The sequence below is a fragment of the Paraburkholderia acidisoli genome (genome assembly GCF_009789675.1).
Taxonomy (GTDB): domain Bacteria; phylum Pseudomonadota; class Gammaproteobacteria; order Burkholderiales; family Burkholderiaceae; genus Paraburkholderia; species Paraburkholderia acidisoli.
Window position 1 is genome coordinate 1,050,907 of the sequence record NZ_CP046915.1, and the last position, 16,587, is coordinate 1,067,493.

Below are 16,587 nucleotides of genomic sequence, written 5' to 3' on the forward strand. Positions count from 1 at the left end.
GAACCGTTGCGCCGGCGTTCAACGATGGCTTACATCGACACGGTGTCGGCCACTTCCTTGAAGTCTTCGATCTGGTCGAAGTTCATGTACTGGTAAATCTTGTCGCCGTTCGCGGTGAGCACGCCCATGTCGGCCATGTACTCTTCCTTGGTCGGAATCTTGCCCAGACGCGAGCAGATCGCCGCCAGTTCCGCCGAGCCGAGATACACGTTGGTGTTCTTGCCCAGACGGTTCGGGAAGTTACGCGTGGACGTGGACATGACCGTCGCGCCTTCGCGCACCTGCGCCTGGTTGCCCATGCACAGCGAGCAGCCCGGCATTTCGGTACGCGCGCCGGCCGTGCCGAACACGCCGTAGTGACCTTCTTCGGTCAGCTGCTTCTGGTCCATCTTGGTCGGCGGCGCGACCCACAGCTTCACGGGAATGTCGCGCTTGCCTTCGAGCAGCTTCGAAGCGGCACGGAAGTGACCGATGTTGGTCATGCACGAGCCGATGAACACTTCGTCGATCTTGGCGCCGGCCACGTCCGAGAGCGTCTTCACGTCGTCCGGATCGTTCGGGCAGGCCACGATCGGTTCGTGGATGTCGGCCAGATCGATTTCGATGACGGCGGCGTACTCGGCGTCCGCGTCCGGTTGCAGCAGTTGCGGGTCGGCGAGCCAGGCTTCCATCGCCTTGATACGGCGTTGCAGGCTGCGCGGGTCCTGGTAGCCCTGCGCGATCATCCACTTCAGCAGCGTGATGTTGCTGTTGAGGTATTCGATGATCGGTTCCTTGTTCAGGTGCACCGTGCAACCGGCGGCCGAACGCTCAGCGGAGGCATCCGACAGTTCGAACGCTTGCTCGACCTTCAGGTCGGGCAGGCCTTCGATTTCGAGGATGCGGCCCGAGAAGATGTTCTTCTTACCTTGCTTCGCGACCGTCAGCGAGCCTTCCTTGATCGCCCACAGCGGAATGGCATTGACGAGGTCACGCAGCGTGACGCCCGGCTGCATCTTGCCCTTGAAGCGCACGAGCACCGATTCCGGCATGTCGAGCGGCATCGTGCCCGTGGCGGCCGCGAACGCGACCAGACCCGAACCCGCCGGGAAGCTGATGCCGATCGGGAAGCGCGTGTGCGAGTCGCCGCCGGTGCCCACCGTGTCGGGCAGCAGCATGCGGTTCAGCCACGAGTGGATCACGCCGTCGCCCGGGCGCAGCGCGATACCGCCGCGCGTGCTGATGAAGTTCGGCAGCGTCTGGTGCGTCTTCACGTCCACCGGCTTCGGATACGCGGCCGTATGGCAGAACGATTGCATGACGAGATCCGACGAGAAACCGAGGCACGCGAGGTCCTTCAGTTCGTCGCGGGTCATCGGGCCGGTCGTATCTTGCGAGCCCACCGAGGTCATCTTCGGTTCGCAGTACGTGCCCGGGCGCACGCCCTGGCCTTCCGGCAGACCGCAGGCGCGGCCGACCATCTTCTGCGCGAGCGAGAAGCCACGGCCGCTGTCGGCCGGTTGCTGCGGCAGGCGGAACAGCGTGGACGGTGCGAGGCCCAGCGCTTCGCGCGCCTTGGCGGTCAGGCCGCGGCCGATGATCAGCGGAATGCGGCCGCCGGCGCGCACTTCGTCGAACAGCACGTCGGACTTGACCTGGAATTCGGCGATCACGGCGCCGTTCTTGAGCGCCTTGCCTTCGTACGGGCGCAGTTCGACCACGTCGCCCATTTCCATTTGCGAGACGTCGAGTTCGATCGGCAGCGCGCCGGCGTCTTCCATCGTGTTGTAGAAGATCGGGGCGATCTTGCTGCCGAGGCACACGCCGCCAAAGCGCTTGTTCGGGATGAAGGGGATGTCTTCGCCCGTGAACCACAGCACCGAGTTGGTGGCCGACTTACGCGAGGAGCCCGTGCCGACCACGTCGCCCACGTAGGCGACCAGGTGACCCTTTTCCTTCAGCGATTCGATGAACGCGACCGGGCCGCGCTTGCCGTCTTCTTCCGGCGTGATGCCCGGACGCGCGTTCTTGAGCATGGCCAGCGCGTGCAGCGGGATGTCGGGACGCGTGGTGGCGTCCGGGGCCGGCGAGAGGTCGTCGGTGTTGGTTTCGCCCGTGACCTTGAACACGGTGATGGTCAGGCTTTCCGGCACTTCCGGACGGCTCGTGAACCATTCGGCGTCGGCCCAGCTTTGCAGCACGGACTTCGCGTTGGCGTTGCCCTGGTCGGCGAGTTCCTTGACGTCGTGGAACTGGTCGAACATCAGCAGGGTTTTCTTGAGCGCTTCCGCGGCGACCGTACCCACGGCGGCGTCGGACAGCAGTTCGATCAGCGGGGCGATGTTGTAGCCGCCCAGCATCGTGCCGAGCAGTTCCGTGGCGCGCTCGCGCGAGATCAGCGCGCAGGCGGTTTCGCCCTTGGCGACGGCGGCGAGGAAGCCGGCCTTGACGCGCGCGGCTTCGTCCACGCCCGCCGGCACGCGGTTCGTGATGAGGTCGAGCAGCGTTTGCTCTTCACCCGCGGGCGGGTTCGTCAGCAGTTCCACCAGCTCGGCGGTTTGCTGAGCCGTCAGCGGCAGGGGGGGGATGCCGAGCGCAGCGCGTGCGGCAACGTGAGCACGAAAGTTTTCAAGCATGGGGGGACCTGCTGATATTTGCGTTTCAGGGGGAGGCTTTCCTGGCGCGCCGAGGCGCTTCCGGGCACTGCTTTGAGCGCGATTTTACGGGAAAACGCGCTCTATCGTCAAATGTCTTATGTCTTATATAAGAGTTGGAAGATCGAAAGTGGGCCCGGTTCAGGGCGCGAGCCCCGCGAATGCGTTACAGCAAGGGTTCCGCGACGCCGGACGTGCGCTGGATGGCCTGCGGCGGCTGCCCGAATGCGCGCAGAAACGCCTGCCGCATGCGCTCCCGGTCGCCGAATCCGGTCTCGCGCGCGATCACCTCGATCGGATGCCGGGTGGTCTCCATCAGCAAGCGCGCGGCCTCCACGCGCAGCCGCTCGACGGCCTTGGCGGGCGACTGGCCGGTTTCCTCGCGGAACACGCGGCTGAACTGGCGCGGGCTCAGGCGCGCGACATCGGCGAGCACCTCCACGGACAGATCGCCGCCGAGATGTTCGGTGGCGTGCGCGAGCGCCAGCTGCACGCGGTCGGACTTCGCGTCGAGTTCGAGCAGCGCCGAGAATTGCGACTGGCCGCCGCCGCGCCGCTGGTGCAGCACGAGCTTGCGCGCGACGTTGCGCGCCGTGGCCAGCCCGAAATCCTTTTCGACGATGGCGAGCGCGAGATCCACGCCCGCCGTCATGCCCGCCGAGGTCCAGATCGGGCCGTCCACCACGAAGATGCGGTCTTCGTCGAGTTGCACGCCGGGGTATTGCTTGCGGAACGCCTGCGCGTGAAACCAGTGCGTGGTGGCGCGCCGGCCGTCGAGCAGCCCGGCGGCGGCCAGCACGAAGGTGCCGGTGCAGATGGCCGCGACGCGCCGGCTGTGGTCCGGCGCTTCGCGAAGGTAGTCGAGCAGGCTCGCGGGCGGCAGGCGGCAGTCGTTGTCGCCGGCCACGATCAGCGTGTCGTAGGTGGCGTCGCGCAGGCGGTCCGTGTTGACCGAAAAGCTCTGCGAGGTCATGACCGGGCCGCCGTCTTCGGAAACCAGCCGGAACTGGTAGACGCGCTCGCCGCGCAGGAGGTTGGCGTATTCGAACACGCTCGCCACGGCGAGGCCCATCGTCTGAAAACCGGGGTACACGACAAGTCCGATTGAGTGCACGATCGCCTCGCAAAGAGTGGCGGAAAACCTCGTATGTACCACAAAACGGAAATTTCGGTGATGGCGCGAATGGCGCGTGTTCTGGCGCTTTCATCACACCGCGCATGTCTTTTGGTGTGTCCGGAATCATTGCATCTATGTCATTGAGGATGTGGCGTGCCGGGATCAGAATCGCCTTCAGCTTCGGCACCCCGTCGATGCACCCATTCGCAAGAGATACGACCATGACTTCCACGCAAACTTCCCACGCCACGCAAGCCACCGAGGCCACGCGGGGCACCGCGCTCATCACGGGCGCTTCCGCCGGTATCGGCGCGATTTACGCCGACCGTCTCGCGAAACGCGGCTACGACCTGATTCTCGTGGCGCGCGACGCCGACCGGCTGAACGCGCTGGCCGCCCGCCTGAGCGCTGAGACCGGCCGCACGATCGACACGATTCCCGCCGATCTCAACGACAAGGCCGCGCTCGCGCGCATCGAGCGCCTGCTGCGCGACGACGCGCGCATCACCATGCTGGTGAACAACGCGGGCGTGGGCTCGGTCGCCTCGGTGCTCAAGGACGACGTGGACGCCATGGAAGCGATGATCGGCCTGAACATCACCGCACTCACGCGCCTGACCTATGCCGTGGCGCCGGCGTTCGCGAGCCGGGGCGCGGGCACCATCGTCAATATCGGCTCGGTGGTGGGCATTGCGGTGGAGCTGCTGAACGGCGTGTACAGCGCGTCGAAGTCGTATGTGCTGAGCTTCGGCCACGCGCTCCAGCGCGATCTCGCCGACAAGGGCGTGCGCATCCAGACGGTGATGCCGGCCGCCACGGCCACGGCGTTCTGGGACGTGGCGGGCTACGCGCCGCAAAAGGAAGCGGCCACGACGATGTCGGCGGCGGATCTCGTGGATGCCGCGCTGGCCGGGCTCGATCAGGGCGAACTCGTGACGATTCCCACGCTCCAGAACGGCGACGACTGGACACAATGGGAAGCGGCACGCCGCGCGCTCGCGCCGAAATTCGCCAACGCGAAGGCCGCGCCGCGCTACGCGCTGGCGTCGAGCCAGGCTTGAGTTCAGCCGCAGCCCGCGCCCGATCCATCATCAGGAGTTCCCACCATGCCTTATCTGCAACTCGATACGACCGGGCGCTTTTCCGTCGCGCAAAAGCAGCGGCTTGCCGCGCGCATGAGCGAGACTTACGCGCGGATGATGTCGGTGGATAGTCGCCGTATTAGCGTGGCGATCCGCGAACTGGGCGAGGGCGGCGTGTGGCGCGTGACGGCCGAGGGGAGCGAGCCGGAGCCGGTTTCGGTGATGATGCTCGACATCCGCCGCGGCCGGCCGCCGGAACTGCGCATGGCGGTGGCGCAGGCGCTCTGCGCGCATTGCGTGGAGATTCTGGGCTTGCGCGAGGATCGCCTCAACGTGGAGTTCACGCAGCACGCGGGCGACGAGATGTATCACCCGGCGCTGGGCGGTTACAGCCCGGAATGGGAGCCGGGCGAAGCGTGAGCGCGGGGGCTTGCGCGACTCGGCCTGGGCCGATGCGCGCAAGCTCCCACGCCGATTCAGCGCGGATTCAGCGCGGACTCAGCGAATAGACAGCGAAGACTCGACGAAGCGTCCACGAAGACTCATCGACGGCTCACCCAGGCCTTCACGCGCGGATTCACTCCGCCTGCACCTTCACCGCAACCTCCACCTCGTGCGCGCCGCCGCCGAGTATCACGCCGCGCAGCAGCGAAACGTCGCTGTAATCGCGGCCGATGGCGAGCGTCACGTGGCCCTGGTCGGCGAGCACGTCGTTGGTCGGGTCGAGATCGACCCAGCCCGCGTGCCGGTCGCCGGGCACGTGCAGCGACACCCACGCGTGCGAGGCGTCGGCGCCGATCATGGGCGCGGCGCCCTCGGGCGGGTCGTTGCGCAAATAGCCGCTCACGTAGCGCGCGGCCAGCCCGAGCGTGCGCAGGCAGCCGATCATCACCTGCGCGAAATCCTGGCACACGCCGTGACGCAATTCGAAGGCGCGCGCCGCGGGCGTGTCGAACGCCGTGGCGGCGGGGCGATACGCGAAATCGGCGTGAATGCGATGCATCAGGTCGATAGCGCCCGCGAGCACCGGCGTGCCGGGCGCGAAGCTGTCGAGCGCGTACGCGCGCAACGCCGGCGAGAGCGCGATATTCGGCGAAGCGAAACAGAATTCGGACTCCGCATGAAACGCGCCGCCCGCCTCGTAGCGCAGCGCGTGCGCGACGCTCTCCCACGCGGGCGTGGCCTCGGCGTCGAGCGCGGCGTAGCGCGGCGCGAGCTGCACGCGCGTTTCGCTCGTCATGCGCAAGTGATCGTGCGGCGCGTCGAACGAAAAGTAGAGCACTTCGTTGCCGAACGCGTCGAGCCGGCTCGTGCGATACGAGGGCGTGGGCGCGATGCTCGCGCGCGAGTCGAGCACGCGTTGCCACGGCAGTTCGAGCGGGCGGATGGTCGCGAGATGCTGCGCCGTTTCCACCAGCGTGGAATAGCGGTAATCCGTGCGATGCACGACCGAAAGCACGATGTCGCTCATGGCCACACCTGCGCGGCGGGCGGCATCGCGTGGCTGAACCAGCGCGCGCTGATCTCGTTCGAGACCGCGGCCATGTGGGCGGCGAGGCTGTCGCAGAGCGCGGCGAGCGCGGGGTAGCGGCCGTCCTCGCCAGGATCGCAGAGCGCTTCGAGCGAAGGCAGGGCGTCGACGGAAGCCAGTTGCGAGGCGAACGGTTCGCGCTTCGGGCCGCCGGCCGCGTGGGCGATCTCGTCGAGGCGCGTGCGCAGGCGGCCGTACACGCCGTACAGGCCGCGCGGATTGGTCGGGTCGGTCACGATCAGGTCGAGCAGGGCGGGCACTTCGAGTCGCCCGGGGTAGAGCGCGCGGTAGGTGAGCGTGCTGTCGAAGAGTTGCAGCAGCAGATCGAAACCGGCGGGCGTGGCCAGCGTGCGTTCCTGCGCGACGATGCGCAGCACCGTGGCCATGGCCGCGATGCGCTCGATGTGGCGGCCCGCGAACAGCAGCCGCCACGCTTCGTCGCGCGTCATGCGGTCGCCCTGGCAACCGCTGATCGCGCTCAGTTGCGTGGCGAGCGTGTCGAGCGCGCGCATCAGGGTCACGCGGTCGTAGGGCACGGAACGGCGGAATTCCAGGGGAGCGCCATAGCCGGGCGCGCCATGGCGAGGGGCGCCGTTGCGCGGCGCGCCCGGTCGCGCGGGCGCGAGCGAAAGCGCTTCGAGCGCGTCGCGGAAGTCGTTGCGCGAGGCCAGCACGTTGCGCCAGTGGTCGCTCGAAAGCCGGCCGCGAATTTCGCCGCACGCGTGGGCCTGGCTCGCAAGCGTCTGGCCGATGCTGGCCATGCCCGCGTTTTCGTGCAGACTGGCCGCGAGCACGCGTTCGAACACGTCGAGTCCGCGCTGCGTTTCGCCGGCCGCCGCGGGCACGAGGCCGCTCGCCGCCGCGAGTTCGACGAAGGTGCCGAACAGCTGCTCGGCGTCGCTGCCCTCGAGCGAGCCCAGCATGAGGCGTGCGAGGCGCACGCCGTTTTCGGCGCGCTCGCCGTAGCGGCCCGCCCAGAACAGGTTCTCGGCGGCGCGGCTCGGCACGCGGCGCGCGGCGCGGCGCACGTCGCCGGGTTTCATCGGCGTGGGCAGGAGCGAGAAGGTCGAGCCGGGCTGGCTCGACAGCACCCAGGTGTCCACGCTGCTGCCGCCCGCCTGCATCGACACGGATTCCTGATGCTCGGCCGCGAGCCGGGTGAACCCGCCCGGCAGCACGCGCCAGCCGTCCGGCGAGGCGGGGTCGGCGATCGCGTAGACGCGCAGCACGGCCGGGCGCGCGCCCAGCACGCCGGTGCCGGGCTCGAAACGCGGCACGTAGCCGTAGCGCAGCGGCTGCTGGATCGTGAAGGCGTCGGGCATGGCCTCGATGCGCGTGCGCCATGCGTCGAGTGCCTGCGGGCCGGCCGCGAGCCCGGGCGGCGCGTTGCCCGCGTCGCCCTTGCTGCGCGCGGTCGCGGCGCCGGGCCACGTGGGCACGAGCATGCCGTCGTCGAGATGCGCGAGCGCGTCGCGCCAGGCGGCGTCCTCGCCGCACCACCAGGTGGGCACGCCGGGCAGCGCGAGCGGTTCGCCGAGCAACGCCTGCGCGATGCCGGGCAAAAAGCCGTGCAGCGCGGGCGATTCGACGAAACCCGCGCCCGGCACGTTCGACACGATCACGTTGCCCGCGCGCATCACCTGCAACAGGCCCGGCACGCCGATGGTCGAGTCGGCGCGCAGTTCGACGGGATCGCAGAACGTGTCGTCCAGACGGCGCAGCACCGCGTGCACGCGCTCCAGTCCGCCGAGCGTTTTCAGATACAGCGTGTCGTCGCGCACCGTGAGGTCCTTGCCCTCGACCAGCGTGAGGCCGAGATAGCGCGCGAGAAAGGCGTGCTCGAAATAGGTTTCGCTGAACGGCCCCGGCGTGAGCAGCACGATATGCGGCGAAGCGCCTTCGCCCTCGCGCATGAGCGAGCGCGCGCCCGCGGCCAGCGTGCCCACGAGTTGCGAATAGGTCGGCGCGAGCCGGTTCACGCGCATCGCGCGGAACGGCTCGGCGAACAGGCTGGACACGATCAGCCGGTTTTCGAGCAGATAGCCGAGGCCCGAAGGCGCTTCGGTGCGATGCGAGACCACGGTCCACTGGCCGTCCGGCGCGCGCGCGAGGTCGAGCGCGACGGTTTGCAGATACTGCCGGTCGGGCGGCGCGAAACCCTTCACCGCGCGCAGGTAGCCCGGATGGCCGAACACCAGCGCGGGTGGCACGAGACCGCGCGCGAGCAGGGTTTGCGGCCCGTAGATATCGGCGACGATCTCGTTGAGCAGCCGCGCGCGCTGTGCGACGCCGCGCTCGATCTGCGCCCATTCGTTTTCGTCGATGATGAGCGGCAGCAGGTCGAGGGCCCACGGCCGCGGCCCGCCGCCATCGGCATAAACGTTGTAGGTGATGTCGTTCTCGCGCACCTGGCGCGCGACCGAGGCCGCGGCGCCGTCGAGCCCGGCCACGCCCGGCTTGCCGAGCAGGGCGAAAAACTGCCGCCACGGCTCGCGCAGCGTGCCTTGCGGCGTGTGCAGCTCGTCCCAGTGGCCGCCGCGCACCGGAAGCGTGCGCAGCGGCGCGGCCGCCTCGTCGTCGTGGGCCGCGGAATCGAACGGCAGGGTGGATTGAGTCGGCAAGATCGTGAATGGTGGTGGCGCGCCCGGACTGCGGGGCGCGCCTTCGGTGGGTTCTACCGTGTTATCGGCACGGGCGCCGCGCAAAATTAGCGGCGCCGCCGCAGGTCCAGCGTGAACGGAAATTCGAGGCTGCGTGCGGGCGGCGCGACCTCCACGGGGCCCGGCGTGTGGCCGGTCGTGAAGAAGCGCGCGCGGCGGCGGCTCTCGGCTTCGTAGGCGTTGACGGGAAACGTCTGATAATTGCGACCGCCCGGATGGGCAACATGATACTGGCATCCGCCGATGGCGCGGCCACTCCACGTGTCGACGATATCGAGCGTGAGCGGCGCGTGCACGCCGATGGTCGGGTGCAGCGAGGCCGATTGCTGCCACGCCCGGAAGCGCACGCCCGCCACATGCTCGCTCGCGCGCCCTGTGGGTTGCAGCGGCAGCGCATGGCCGTTCACGCTCACGAGATGGCGGTTTTCGTTCGCGCCGAGCACGCGCACTTCGAGCCGTTCCACCGACGAATCGACATAGCGCACCGTGCCGCCGGGCGCGCCTTCCTCGCCCATCACGTGCCACGGTTCGAGCGCATGGCGCACCGTGAGCGCGATGCCGCCCGTGTTCAGCTCGCCGATCAGCGGGAAGCGGAATTCGAGGTGCGGCGCGAACCAGGCCGAATCGAGCGCGAAGCCGGCGGCGGCCGTTTCGGCGAGCACGTCGTCGAAATCCATCTGCACGAAGGTCGAGAGCATGAAGCGGTCGTGCAGTTCGGTGCCCCAGCGCGTGAGGCGCTGCGTGTACGGCGTCTTCCAGAAGCGCGCCACCAGCGCGCGCAGCAGCAGTTGCTGCGCGAGGCTCATGCGCGCGTGCGGCGGCATTTCGAAACCGCGCAGCTCCAGCAGGCCGAGGCGGCCGGTCGGGCCGTCCGGCGAATAGAGCTTGTCGATGCAGAACTCGGCGCGGTGCGTGTTGCCGGTCACGTCGATCAGGATGTTGCGCAGCGCGCGGTCGATGAGCCACGGCGGCACGCTCTGGCCGCTTTGAGCCGCCGCGCCGAAGCCGCGCAGCAGGTCGACCTGGCGCTGAATTTCCGCGAAGGCGATTTCCAGCTCGTAGACCTGGTCGTTGCGCGCCTCGTCCACGCGCGGCGCCTGGCTGGTCGGTCCGATGAAGAGGCCCGAGAACAGATACGAGAGCGACGGATGGTTGTGCCAGTAAGCGACGAGGCTCGCGAGCAGGTCCGGGCGGCGCAGGAACGGGCTGTCGGCGGGCGTGGCGCCGCCGAGCACGAGGTGATTGCCGCCGCCCGTGCCCGTGTGGCGGCCGTCGAGCATGAACTTCTCGGTGGACAGCGCGGTTTCGTGCGCGGCCTGGTAGAGGAATTCGGTGCGCTCGACGAGGTCGTCCCAGCTGGCGGACGGGTGGATGTTCACCTCGATCACGCCGGGGTCGGGCGTGACCTGGAGCATTTTCAGGCGCGGGTCGCGCGGCGGCGGATAGCCTTCCACGACCACGGGCAGCGCGAGATCGGCGGCCGTGGCCTCGATGGCGGCGAGCAGGTCGAGATAGTCGTCGAGTTCCGCTAGCGGCGGCATGAACACGTGCAACTGGCCGCGCGCCTCGCCGAACGCGGCGGCTTCGGCTTTCGGCCCGGCGGCGCGCGACGGATCGCGCGCTTCCACGCACAGCGCCGTGCGGCGGATCCAGGCCGCCGATTCGCCGCGGTCCGGGTAGCGCTCGGCGGCGGCGTGCCCGGCGGCGCCGTGAGGGGCGTGCGCCGATGTTCCCGCCAGGAGTCCAGCCGATAACCCCGCCGGTACTCCATCGCCCGAGGCAAGCGCATCGCCCGAGCCAAACTCGGCGCCGTGGCCGCCTTCGTACTGCATGCGCAATTCGGCCGCGCTGCGCAGCGGCGCGCTCGCGGCGAACGGATCGCGCGCGTGCTGCCACGGGTAATCCGCCGCCGCGACCCACGGCAGCGAGTCGAGCGGCAGGCGGTAACCCATCGGCGAGTCGCCCGGAATCAGGTACATGCGCTCGTCGCGGAAGAACCACGGGCCGCTGACCCAGCGCGCGCCGCCCAGCGCGGGCTGGCGGGTGGACAGGTGCGCAGGCCGATCGGCGTCGTCGCGCGCGAGCGGCAGCACGTAGCCCGTCACGGTGTCGAGGCCCGCGTCGAACACGCGGCGCAGGCGCATGCGCTCGAGTTCGTCGTCGAGGCGCGAATCGAACGGATCGACGTTCACGGGCAGGCGGCGCTCGCGCCACAGGTAGTACCACGTGTCTTCATAGCCGGGCAGCACGTGCTGCGCGTCCACGCCGAGCTTGCCCGCGAGATGCGCGATGAAGCGCTGGGCGTCGGCGGCCGTGTGATGCGCGGGCGTGCCCTCGTCGGCGAACAGCTTCGGGTCGCGCCAGCACGGCTCGCCGTCCGCGCGCCAGAAGAGCGAGAGCGCCCAGCGCGGCAACTGCTCGCCCGGATACCACTTGCCCTGACCGATATGAAGAAAGCCGGGCGCGCCGTACTGCGCGCGCAGTTTGTCCATCAGCGAGATCGCGTAGCGGCGCTTGGTGGGCCCGAGCGCGTCGGTGTTCCATTCGGGTGCGTCGCGGTCGCTGGCGGCCACGAAGGTCGGCTCGCCGCCCATCGTGAGGCGCACGTCCTGCGCGTCGAGCGCGGCGTCCACCTGCGCGCCCATCGCGACCATGTCCGACCATTGCGCCTCGGTGTAGGGCTTGGTCACGCGCGGCGTTTCGAGCACGCGCGAGATCGTCATCGAATGCGAGAACTCCACTTCGCAGTCGTCGAGCGCGCCGGAAATGGGCGCGGCGCTGCCCGGCTCCGGCGTGCAGGCAACGGGAATATGGCCTTCGCCCGCGAGCAGGCCCGAGGTGGGATCGAGCCCGATCCAGCCCGCGCCCGGCAGATAGACTTCGCACCACGCGTGCAGGTCGGTGAAATCGGCTTCGGCGCCCTGCGGGCCGTCGATTGCCTTCACGTCGGGCGTGAGCTGCAGCAGATAACCGGAGACGAAACGCGCCGCCAGACCGAGCTGGCGCAGCGTCTGCACGAGCAGCCAGCCCGAGTCGCGGCACGAGCCCGAGCGGCTCGTCAGTGTTTCTTCAGGCGTTTGCACGCCCGGTTCCATACGGATGAGATAGCCGATGTCGTGCTGCACGCGCTGGTTCAGATCGACGAGAAAATCCACCGTGCCGCGCGCGCGCCTGTCGATCGATTCGACGAACGCGGCGAACCGCGGCGTGGGCTCGCCGCGCACGAGATAGGGCGCGAGTTCGGCGGCGAGTTCGGGCTCGTACGCGAACGGAAACTGCTCGGCGCTCGGCTCCAGGAAGAAGTCGAACGGGTTGTAGACCGCCATTTCCGCGACCAGGTCGATGGTGACGCGGAACTCGCGCATCGGCTCGGGAAAGGCGAGGCGCGCCTGGTAGTTCGAGAACGGGTCCTGCTGCCAGTTGACGAAGTGATCGGCGGGCTCCACGCGCATCGAATACGACACGATGGGCGTGCGGCAATGCGGCGCGGGCCGCAGCCGCACGACATGGGGCGCGAGATTGACGAGCCGGTCATAACGATACTGCGTGACATGGTTTAACGCGACACGGATGGACACACCCGACTCCTCGTTCGACGTGAATGAAAATATGGCGATGCCGATGACGGCGGCGCGGCGCGCGCGCTCATGATGCAAGGCGCGCGAGTGCGGAATATGACAACGGCGCCGCGCGGCACGCCGCGTGCTGGCGCAGCGTGCGCACTCAACCGGGGACAGCGGCGATGAAGACCTTCCACTGCGATCACTGCAATCAACTTGTGTTCTTCGAGAACGCGCGCTGCGAGCGCTGCGACTCGCTGCTCGGCTATGAGCCGCTCGTCGGCGCGATGCACGCGTTCGAGGACGCCGGCAACGGCCAGTGGCGCAGTCTCGCCGCCGACGCGCAAGGCGCGCTTTACCGGCAATGTCATAACTACGCGGTCGAGAACGTCTGCAACGGCATGATTCCCGCCGATTCGCCCGACACGCTCTGCCGCGCCTGCCAGTTCACGCGCACGATTCCCAATCTCGAACGGCCCGAGAACCGGCTGTACTGGTACCGGCTCGAGACGGCCAAGCGGCGCCTGCTTTACACGCTCGGCACACTCGATCTGCCGCTCGCCACTCGCGCCGAGGACCCCGAGAACGGCCTGCAATTCGAATTTCTCGAAGACACCCCCGACGGCCAGCGCGTGATGACGGGGCACGACCACGGCCTCATCACGATGAATATCGCCGAAGCCGACGACGCCCATCGCGAGCGCACCCGCGTCTCGCTGCACGAGCCGTATCGGACCTTGCTCGGGCATTTCCGCCACGAGATCGGCCATTACTATTTCGAGCGGCTGATCGTGGATACGCGCCGGCTCGAGCCGTTCCGCACGCTGTTCGGCGACGAACGCACCGACTACGCGGCCGCGCTCGCCACGCATTACGAGCACGGCGCCGCGCCCGACTGGGCTTCGCGCTATGTGAGCGCGTATGCCTCCGTGCATCCGTGGGAGGATTGGGCCGAAACGTGGGCGCACTATCTGCACATGGTCGACACGCTCGACACGGCCACGGCCTGCGGCCTCTCGCTCGTGCCCGAGGCGCCCGACGAACCCGTGCTGCTCGACCAGACGCCGGTGGACGAGGCGAGCTTCGACAGCCTGATGGGGCGCTGGTTTCCGCTCACCTATGCGCTCAACAGCCTGAACCGCAGCCTCGGCATGCCCGACGGCTATCCGTTCGCGCTGGCGCCGCCCGTGGTCGACAAATTGCGGTTCGTGCATCGCGTGATCTCGGCGGTGGCTTCGCAGCGGTCGTAGCGCGGGCGGGCGAGCGCGGCGGCTCAGGCCGCCGCGGCCGCGGTTTCGGCGATGGCGGGCCGCACGAGGTCGCGGCCCACGCGGCGCGCGAGGTCGTTGATGCGCGCGATCAGCGCGATCAGCCAGCCGCGCAGCGCGGCCGGACTCGCACCGGCGAGCGGCGCCTCGCGAATGTCCTCGCACAGTTGCAGCGCGAGCCGTTCGATCTGCGCGGAATGGCCGCTTTTGCCGTGGATGCCATGGCTGCTCAGCCGCCCGACGATGGCGCGCACTTGCGCGAGACTCGCCGCGAGCGAGCCGGGCCATTCGGTGCGCTGGATCAGCAGCACGGCGGCGCGCGCGGGATCGAGCGCGTCGCGGTGCAACTGGCGCCAGGCGTCGGCGGCGGAACTCGCGTGCAGCAGCGCGTTCAGCCGGTGCCAGTCGAATGCGGCCGTGCGCGCGTCGAGCACTTCGGCGTGCGCTTCGAGCAGCCGCGCCATGTGGTCGGCGCGCTCGATCGCGGCGCCGAGCCGCAGAAAGTCGAGCGCTTCGTCCTGCACGGGCGCGGCCAGTTGCACGCCGCGCGCGAGATGCGAGCGCGCCTTGACCCATTCGAGAAACGCCTGCGTGTCGTGCTCGAACGCGCGTTCGGCAATCAGGCGCTGCAAGTCGAGCCAGGTGGCGTTGAAGGTTTCCCACAGTTCCGCCGGGGCCCAGCCGCGCACCGCGCGCGCGTTCTCGCGGGCAAAGCGCAAGGTGCTCACGAGGGAAGAGGGATTGGCGGCGTCGGCGCTCATGAACGCGATGACCTCGCTGCCCACGAGGTCGTGATGCGTGAGCCGCCAGGCCTCGCCGAGTCCCGCCATCGACAGGACGGCGAGCCAGCATTTGCTTGCCGCGGGTTGCGTCAGCGAAAGTTGCCAGCTCGCTTCGAGCAGGCGCGCGAGATGTTCGGCGCGCGCGGTGTGACGGGTCATCCAGAACAGGTGTTCGGCGGTGCGGCTCAGCATGAAGCCTCCATGGTTACGCGTTGATTCGGCATCCTGATGAATGGCATGGAGGTCAGCGTTCGAGCACCCATGTGTCCTTGGTGCCGCCGCCTTGCGACGAATTCACGACGAGCGAGCCTTCGCGCAGCGCCACGCGCGTGAGGCCGCCGGGCACCATGCGCACGTCCTTGCCCGAGAGCACGAACGGCCGCAGGTCGATATGGCGCGGCGCGATGCCGGCCTCGACCCACGTGGGGCAGGTGGACAGCGAGAGCGTGGGTTGCGCGATATAGCGCTCGGGATGCGCGACGAGCGCCGCGCGAAACGACTCGATCTCGGCGCGCGTGGCCGCCGGGCCGATCAGCATGCCGTAGCCGCCCGCGCCGTGCGTTTCCTTCACGACGAGTTCGCTCAGGTGGTCGAGCGTGTATTGCAGATCGTCGGGCTTGCGGCAGATCCACGTGGGCACGTTGTTGAGGATCGGTTCCTCGCCCAGATAGAAACGCACCATGTCGGGCACGTAGGGGTAGATCGATTTATCGTCGGCGACACCGGTGCCCACGGCGTTGCACAGCGTGACGTTGCCCTTGCGATACACGCTCATCAGGCCCGCGACGCCGAGCGTCGAGTCCTTGCGGAACACCTGCGGGTCGAGGAAGTCGTCGTCCACGCGCCGATACACCACGTCCACGCGCTGCGGCCCCTGGGTCGTGCGCATGTAGAGATGGTCGTTGTCGACGAACAGATCCTGGCCTTCGACCAGTTCGATGCCCATTTGCTGCGCGAGGAACGCGTGCTCGAAATACGCCGAGTTGTACATGCCCGGCGTGAGCACGACCACGGTGGGATTGTCGCTGCCCGCGGGCGCGGCGGCGCGCAGCGTGTCGAGCAGCAGGTCCGGATAGTGCGCGACCGGCGCGATGCGGTTGCGCACGAACAGGTCGGGAAAGAGCCGCATCATCATCTTGCGGTTTTCGAGCATGTACGAGACGCCCGACGGCACGCGCAAGTTGTCTTCGAGCACGTAGAACTCGCCTTCGCCCGCGCGCACGATGTCGATGCCGGCGATATGCGCGTAGATCTCGCGCGCCACGTTCACCCCTTGCATTTCCGGGCGATATTGCGCGTTGCGCAGGATCTGCTCGGCGGGCACGATGCCGCGCTTGACGATGGCCTGCTCGTGATAGATGTCGTGGATGAAGCGGTTGAGGGCGTTCACGCGCTGGCGCAGGCCGCGTTCGAGCTGGTTCCATTCCTGGCGCTGGAAAATGCGCGGGATCACGTCGAAGGGAATGGTGCGCTCGGTGCCCGCGCCGGTCACGTCCTTCTCGCCATACACGGCGAACGTGATGCCCACGCGCCGGAAGATCGCGTCGGCCTCCGCGCGCTTGGTCGACATCTGTTGCTCGCTCTGGCTGCGCAGCCACGCGAAGAAGTCGCGGTAATGGGCACGCGGCTCGCCCGCCCGCGCGAACGTCGCGGCGGCCATGCCGCGAACGTCGAATTCCCCGTGCTCGAACATCTCGTTGAAGAATGTTTGCTTCATGTCCGTTCTTCCGTCCGCTGCATTTTTTAGCTGGGTTGTCCCCGACCATGTCCCGACTGCGTGAGTCGGCCGGTGCTTGCGTCTGACGAATACGGCGCGCGTTGCGGTTCCGGCGCGCCTTATCAGCGGATTCGCCTGATCGAAAGCGCGTGGGCGCATGCCGGTGATCGGGCTCGCGGGACTTATGCAACTTCCATGCCGATACAGAAAAGTGCCGCGCGCCGCGCGTTCGCGGTG

Annotated in this window: 10 protein-coding genes; 3 read left to right on the forward strand and 7 right to left on the reverse strand. The window is 68.3% G+C overall.

Annotated features, from left to right (window positions below; translation table 11 throughout):
* Positions 1-29 precede the first annotated feature (29 nt).
* Positions 30-2,615 (reverse strand): bifunctional aconitate hydratase 2/2-methylisocitrate dehydratase, encoded by a 2,586-nt coding sequence (gene acnB / locus FAZ98_RS26885; RefSeq protein WP_158955779.1) that lies wholly within the window; start codon positions 2,613-2,615, stop codon positions 30-32.
* A gap of 184 nt (positions 2,616-2,799) precedes the next feature.
* Positions 2,800-3,747 (reverse strand): GlxA family transcriptional regulator, encoded by a 948-nt coding sequence (locus tag FAZ98_RS26890; RefSeq protein ID WP_158955781.1) that lies wholly within the window; start codon positions 3,745-3,747, stop codon positions 2,800-2,802.
* A gap of 224 nt (positions 3,748-3,971) precedes the next feature.
* Here FAZ98_RS26890 and FAZ98_RS26895 point away from each other — a divergent pair, with 224 nt between their 5' ends.
* The gene (locus tag FAZ98_RS26895) at positions 3,972-4,811 is read left to right on the forward strand and encodes an SDR family NAD(P)-dependent oxidoreductase (RefSeq protein ID WP_158955783.1); all 840 of its coding nucleotides are present in this window, start codon (positions 3,972-3,974) and stop codon (positions 4,809-4,811) included.
* A gap of 45 nt (positions 4,812-4,856) precedes the next feature.
* The gene (locus tag FAZ98_RS26900) at positions 4,857-5,252 is read left to right on the forward strand and encodes a tautomerase family protein (protein ID WP_158955785.1); all 396 of its coding nucleotides are present in this window, start codon (positions 4,857-4,859) and stop codon (positions 5,250-5,252) included.
* 157 nt (positions 5,253-5,409) lie between these two features.
* Here the strand turns inward: FAZ98_RS26900 and FAZ98_RS26905 are convergent, their stop codons facing one another.
* From FAZ98_RS26905 to FAZ98_RS26915, 3 genes are all read right to left on the reverse strand, one after another.
* Positions 5,410-6,303 (reverse strand): transglutaminase family protein, encoded by an 894-nt coding sequence (locus FAZ98_RS26905; RefSeq protein ID WP_199272418.1) that lies wholly within the window; start codon positions 6,301-6,303, stop codon positions 5,410-5,412.
* Positions 6,300-8,984, reverse strand: coding sequence for a circularly permuted type 2 ATP-grasp protein (locus FAZ98_RS26910; protein ID WP_158955789.1), 2,685 nt, complete (start codon positions 8,982-8,984; stop codon positions 6,300-6,302). Before FAZ98_RS26910 ends, FAZ98_RS26905 begins: the two co-directional genes overlap by 4 nt.
* An 86-nt stretch (positions 8,985-9,070) precedes the next feature.
* The gene (locus tag FAZ98_RS26915) at positions 9,071-12,601 is read right to left on the reverse strand and encodes a transglutaminase family protein (RefSeq protein ID WP_158955791.1); all 3,531 of its coding nucleotides are present in this window, start codon (positions 12,599-12,601) and stop codon (positions 9,071-9,073) included.
* Positions 12,602-12,765: 164 nt separating this feature from the next.
* Between FAZ98_RS26915 and FAZ98_RS26920 the strand changes: the two genes are divergently transcribed.
* Complete coding sequence (locus FAZ98_RS26920) at positions 12,766-13,833, forward strand: zinc-binding metallopeptidase family protein (protein WP_158955793.1); 1,068 nt, start codon at positions 12,766-12,768, stop codon at positions 13,831-13,833.
* A gap of 23 nt (positions 13,834-13,856) precedes the next feature.
* On the opposite strand, the gene FAZ98_RS26925 is transcribed toward FAZ98_RS26920, so the two are convergent.
* Both FAZ98_RS26925 and FAZ98_RS26930 read right to left on the reverse strand, forming a co-directional pair.
* Positions 13,857-14,825, reverse strand: a complete 969-nt coding sequence (locus tag FAZ98_RS26925; RefSeq protein ID WP_158955795.1) for an alpha-E domain-containing protein — start codon at positions 14,823-14,825, stop codon at positions 13,857-13,859.
* A 52-nt stretch (positions 14,826-14,877) separates the two neighbouring features.
* Positions 14,878-16,350: a circularly permuted type 2 ATP-grasp protein gene (locus FAZ98_RS26930; RefSeq protein ID WP_158955797.1), complete on the reverse strand. Its 1,473-nt coding sequence runs from the start codon at positions 16,348-16,350 to the stop codon at positions 14,878-14,880.
* Positions 16,351-16,587 lie beyond the last annotated feature (237 nt).

Bases quoted from the DNA above. Each gene is read 5' to 3' on its own strand.
- acnB (WP_158955779.1), bottom strand. From the start codon at position 2,615: ATGCTTGAAAACTTTCGTGCTCACGTTGCCGCACGCGCTGCGCTCGGC.
- FAZ98_RS26895 (WP_158955783.1), top strand. From the start codon at position 3,972: ATGACTTCCACGCAAACTTCCCACGCCACGCAAGCCACCGAGGCCACG.
- FAZ98_RS26900 (WP_158955785.1), top strand. From the start codon at position 4,857: ATGCCTTATCTGCAACTCGATACGACCGGGCGCTTTTCCGTCGCGCAA.
- FAZ98_RS26905 (WP_199272418.1), bottom strand. From the start codon at position 6,303: ATGAGCGACATCGTGCTTTCGGTCGTGCATCGCACGGATTACCGCTAT.
- FAZ98_RS26920 (WP_158955793.1), top strand. From the start codon at position 12,766: ATGAAGACCTTCCACTGCGATCACTGCAATCAACTTGTGTTCTTCGAG.
- FAZ98_RS26925 (WP_158955795.1), bottom strand. From the start codon at position 14,825: ATGCTGAGCCGCACCGCCGAACACCTGTTCTGGATGACCCGTCACACC.
- FAZ98_RS26930 (WP_158955797.1), bottom strand. From the start codon at position 16,350: ATGAAGCAAACATTCTTCAACGAGATGTTCGAGCACGGGGAATTCGAC.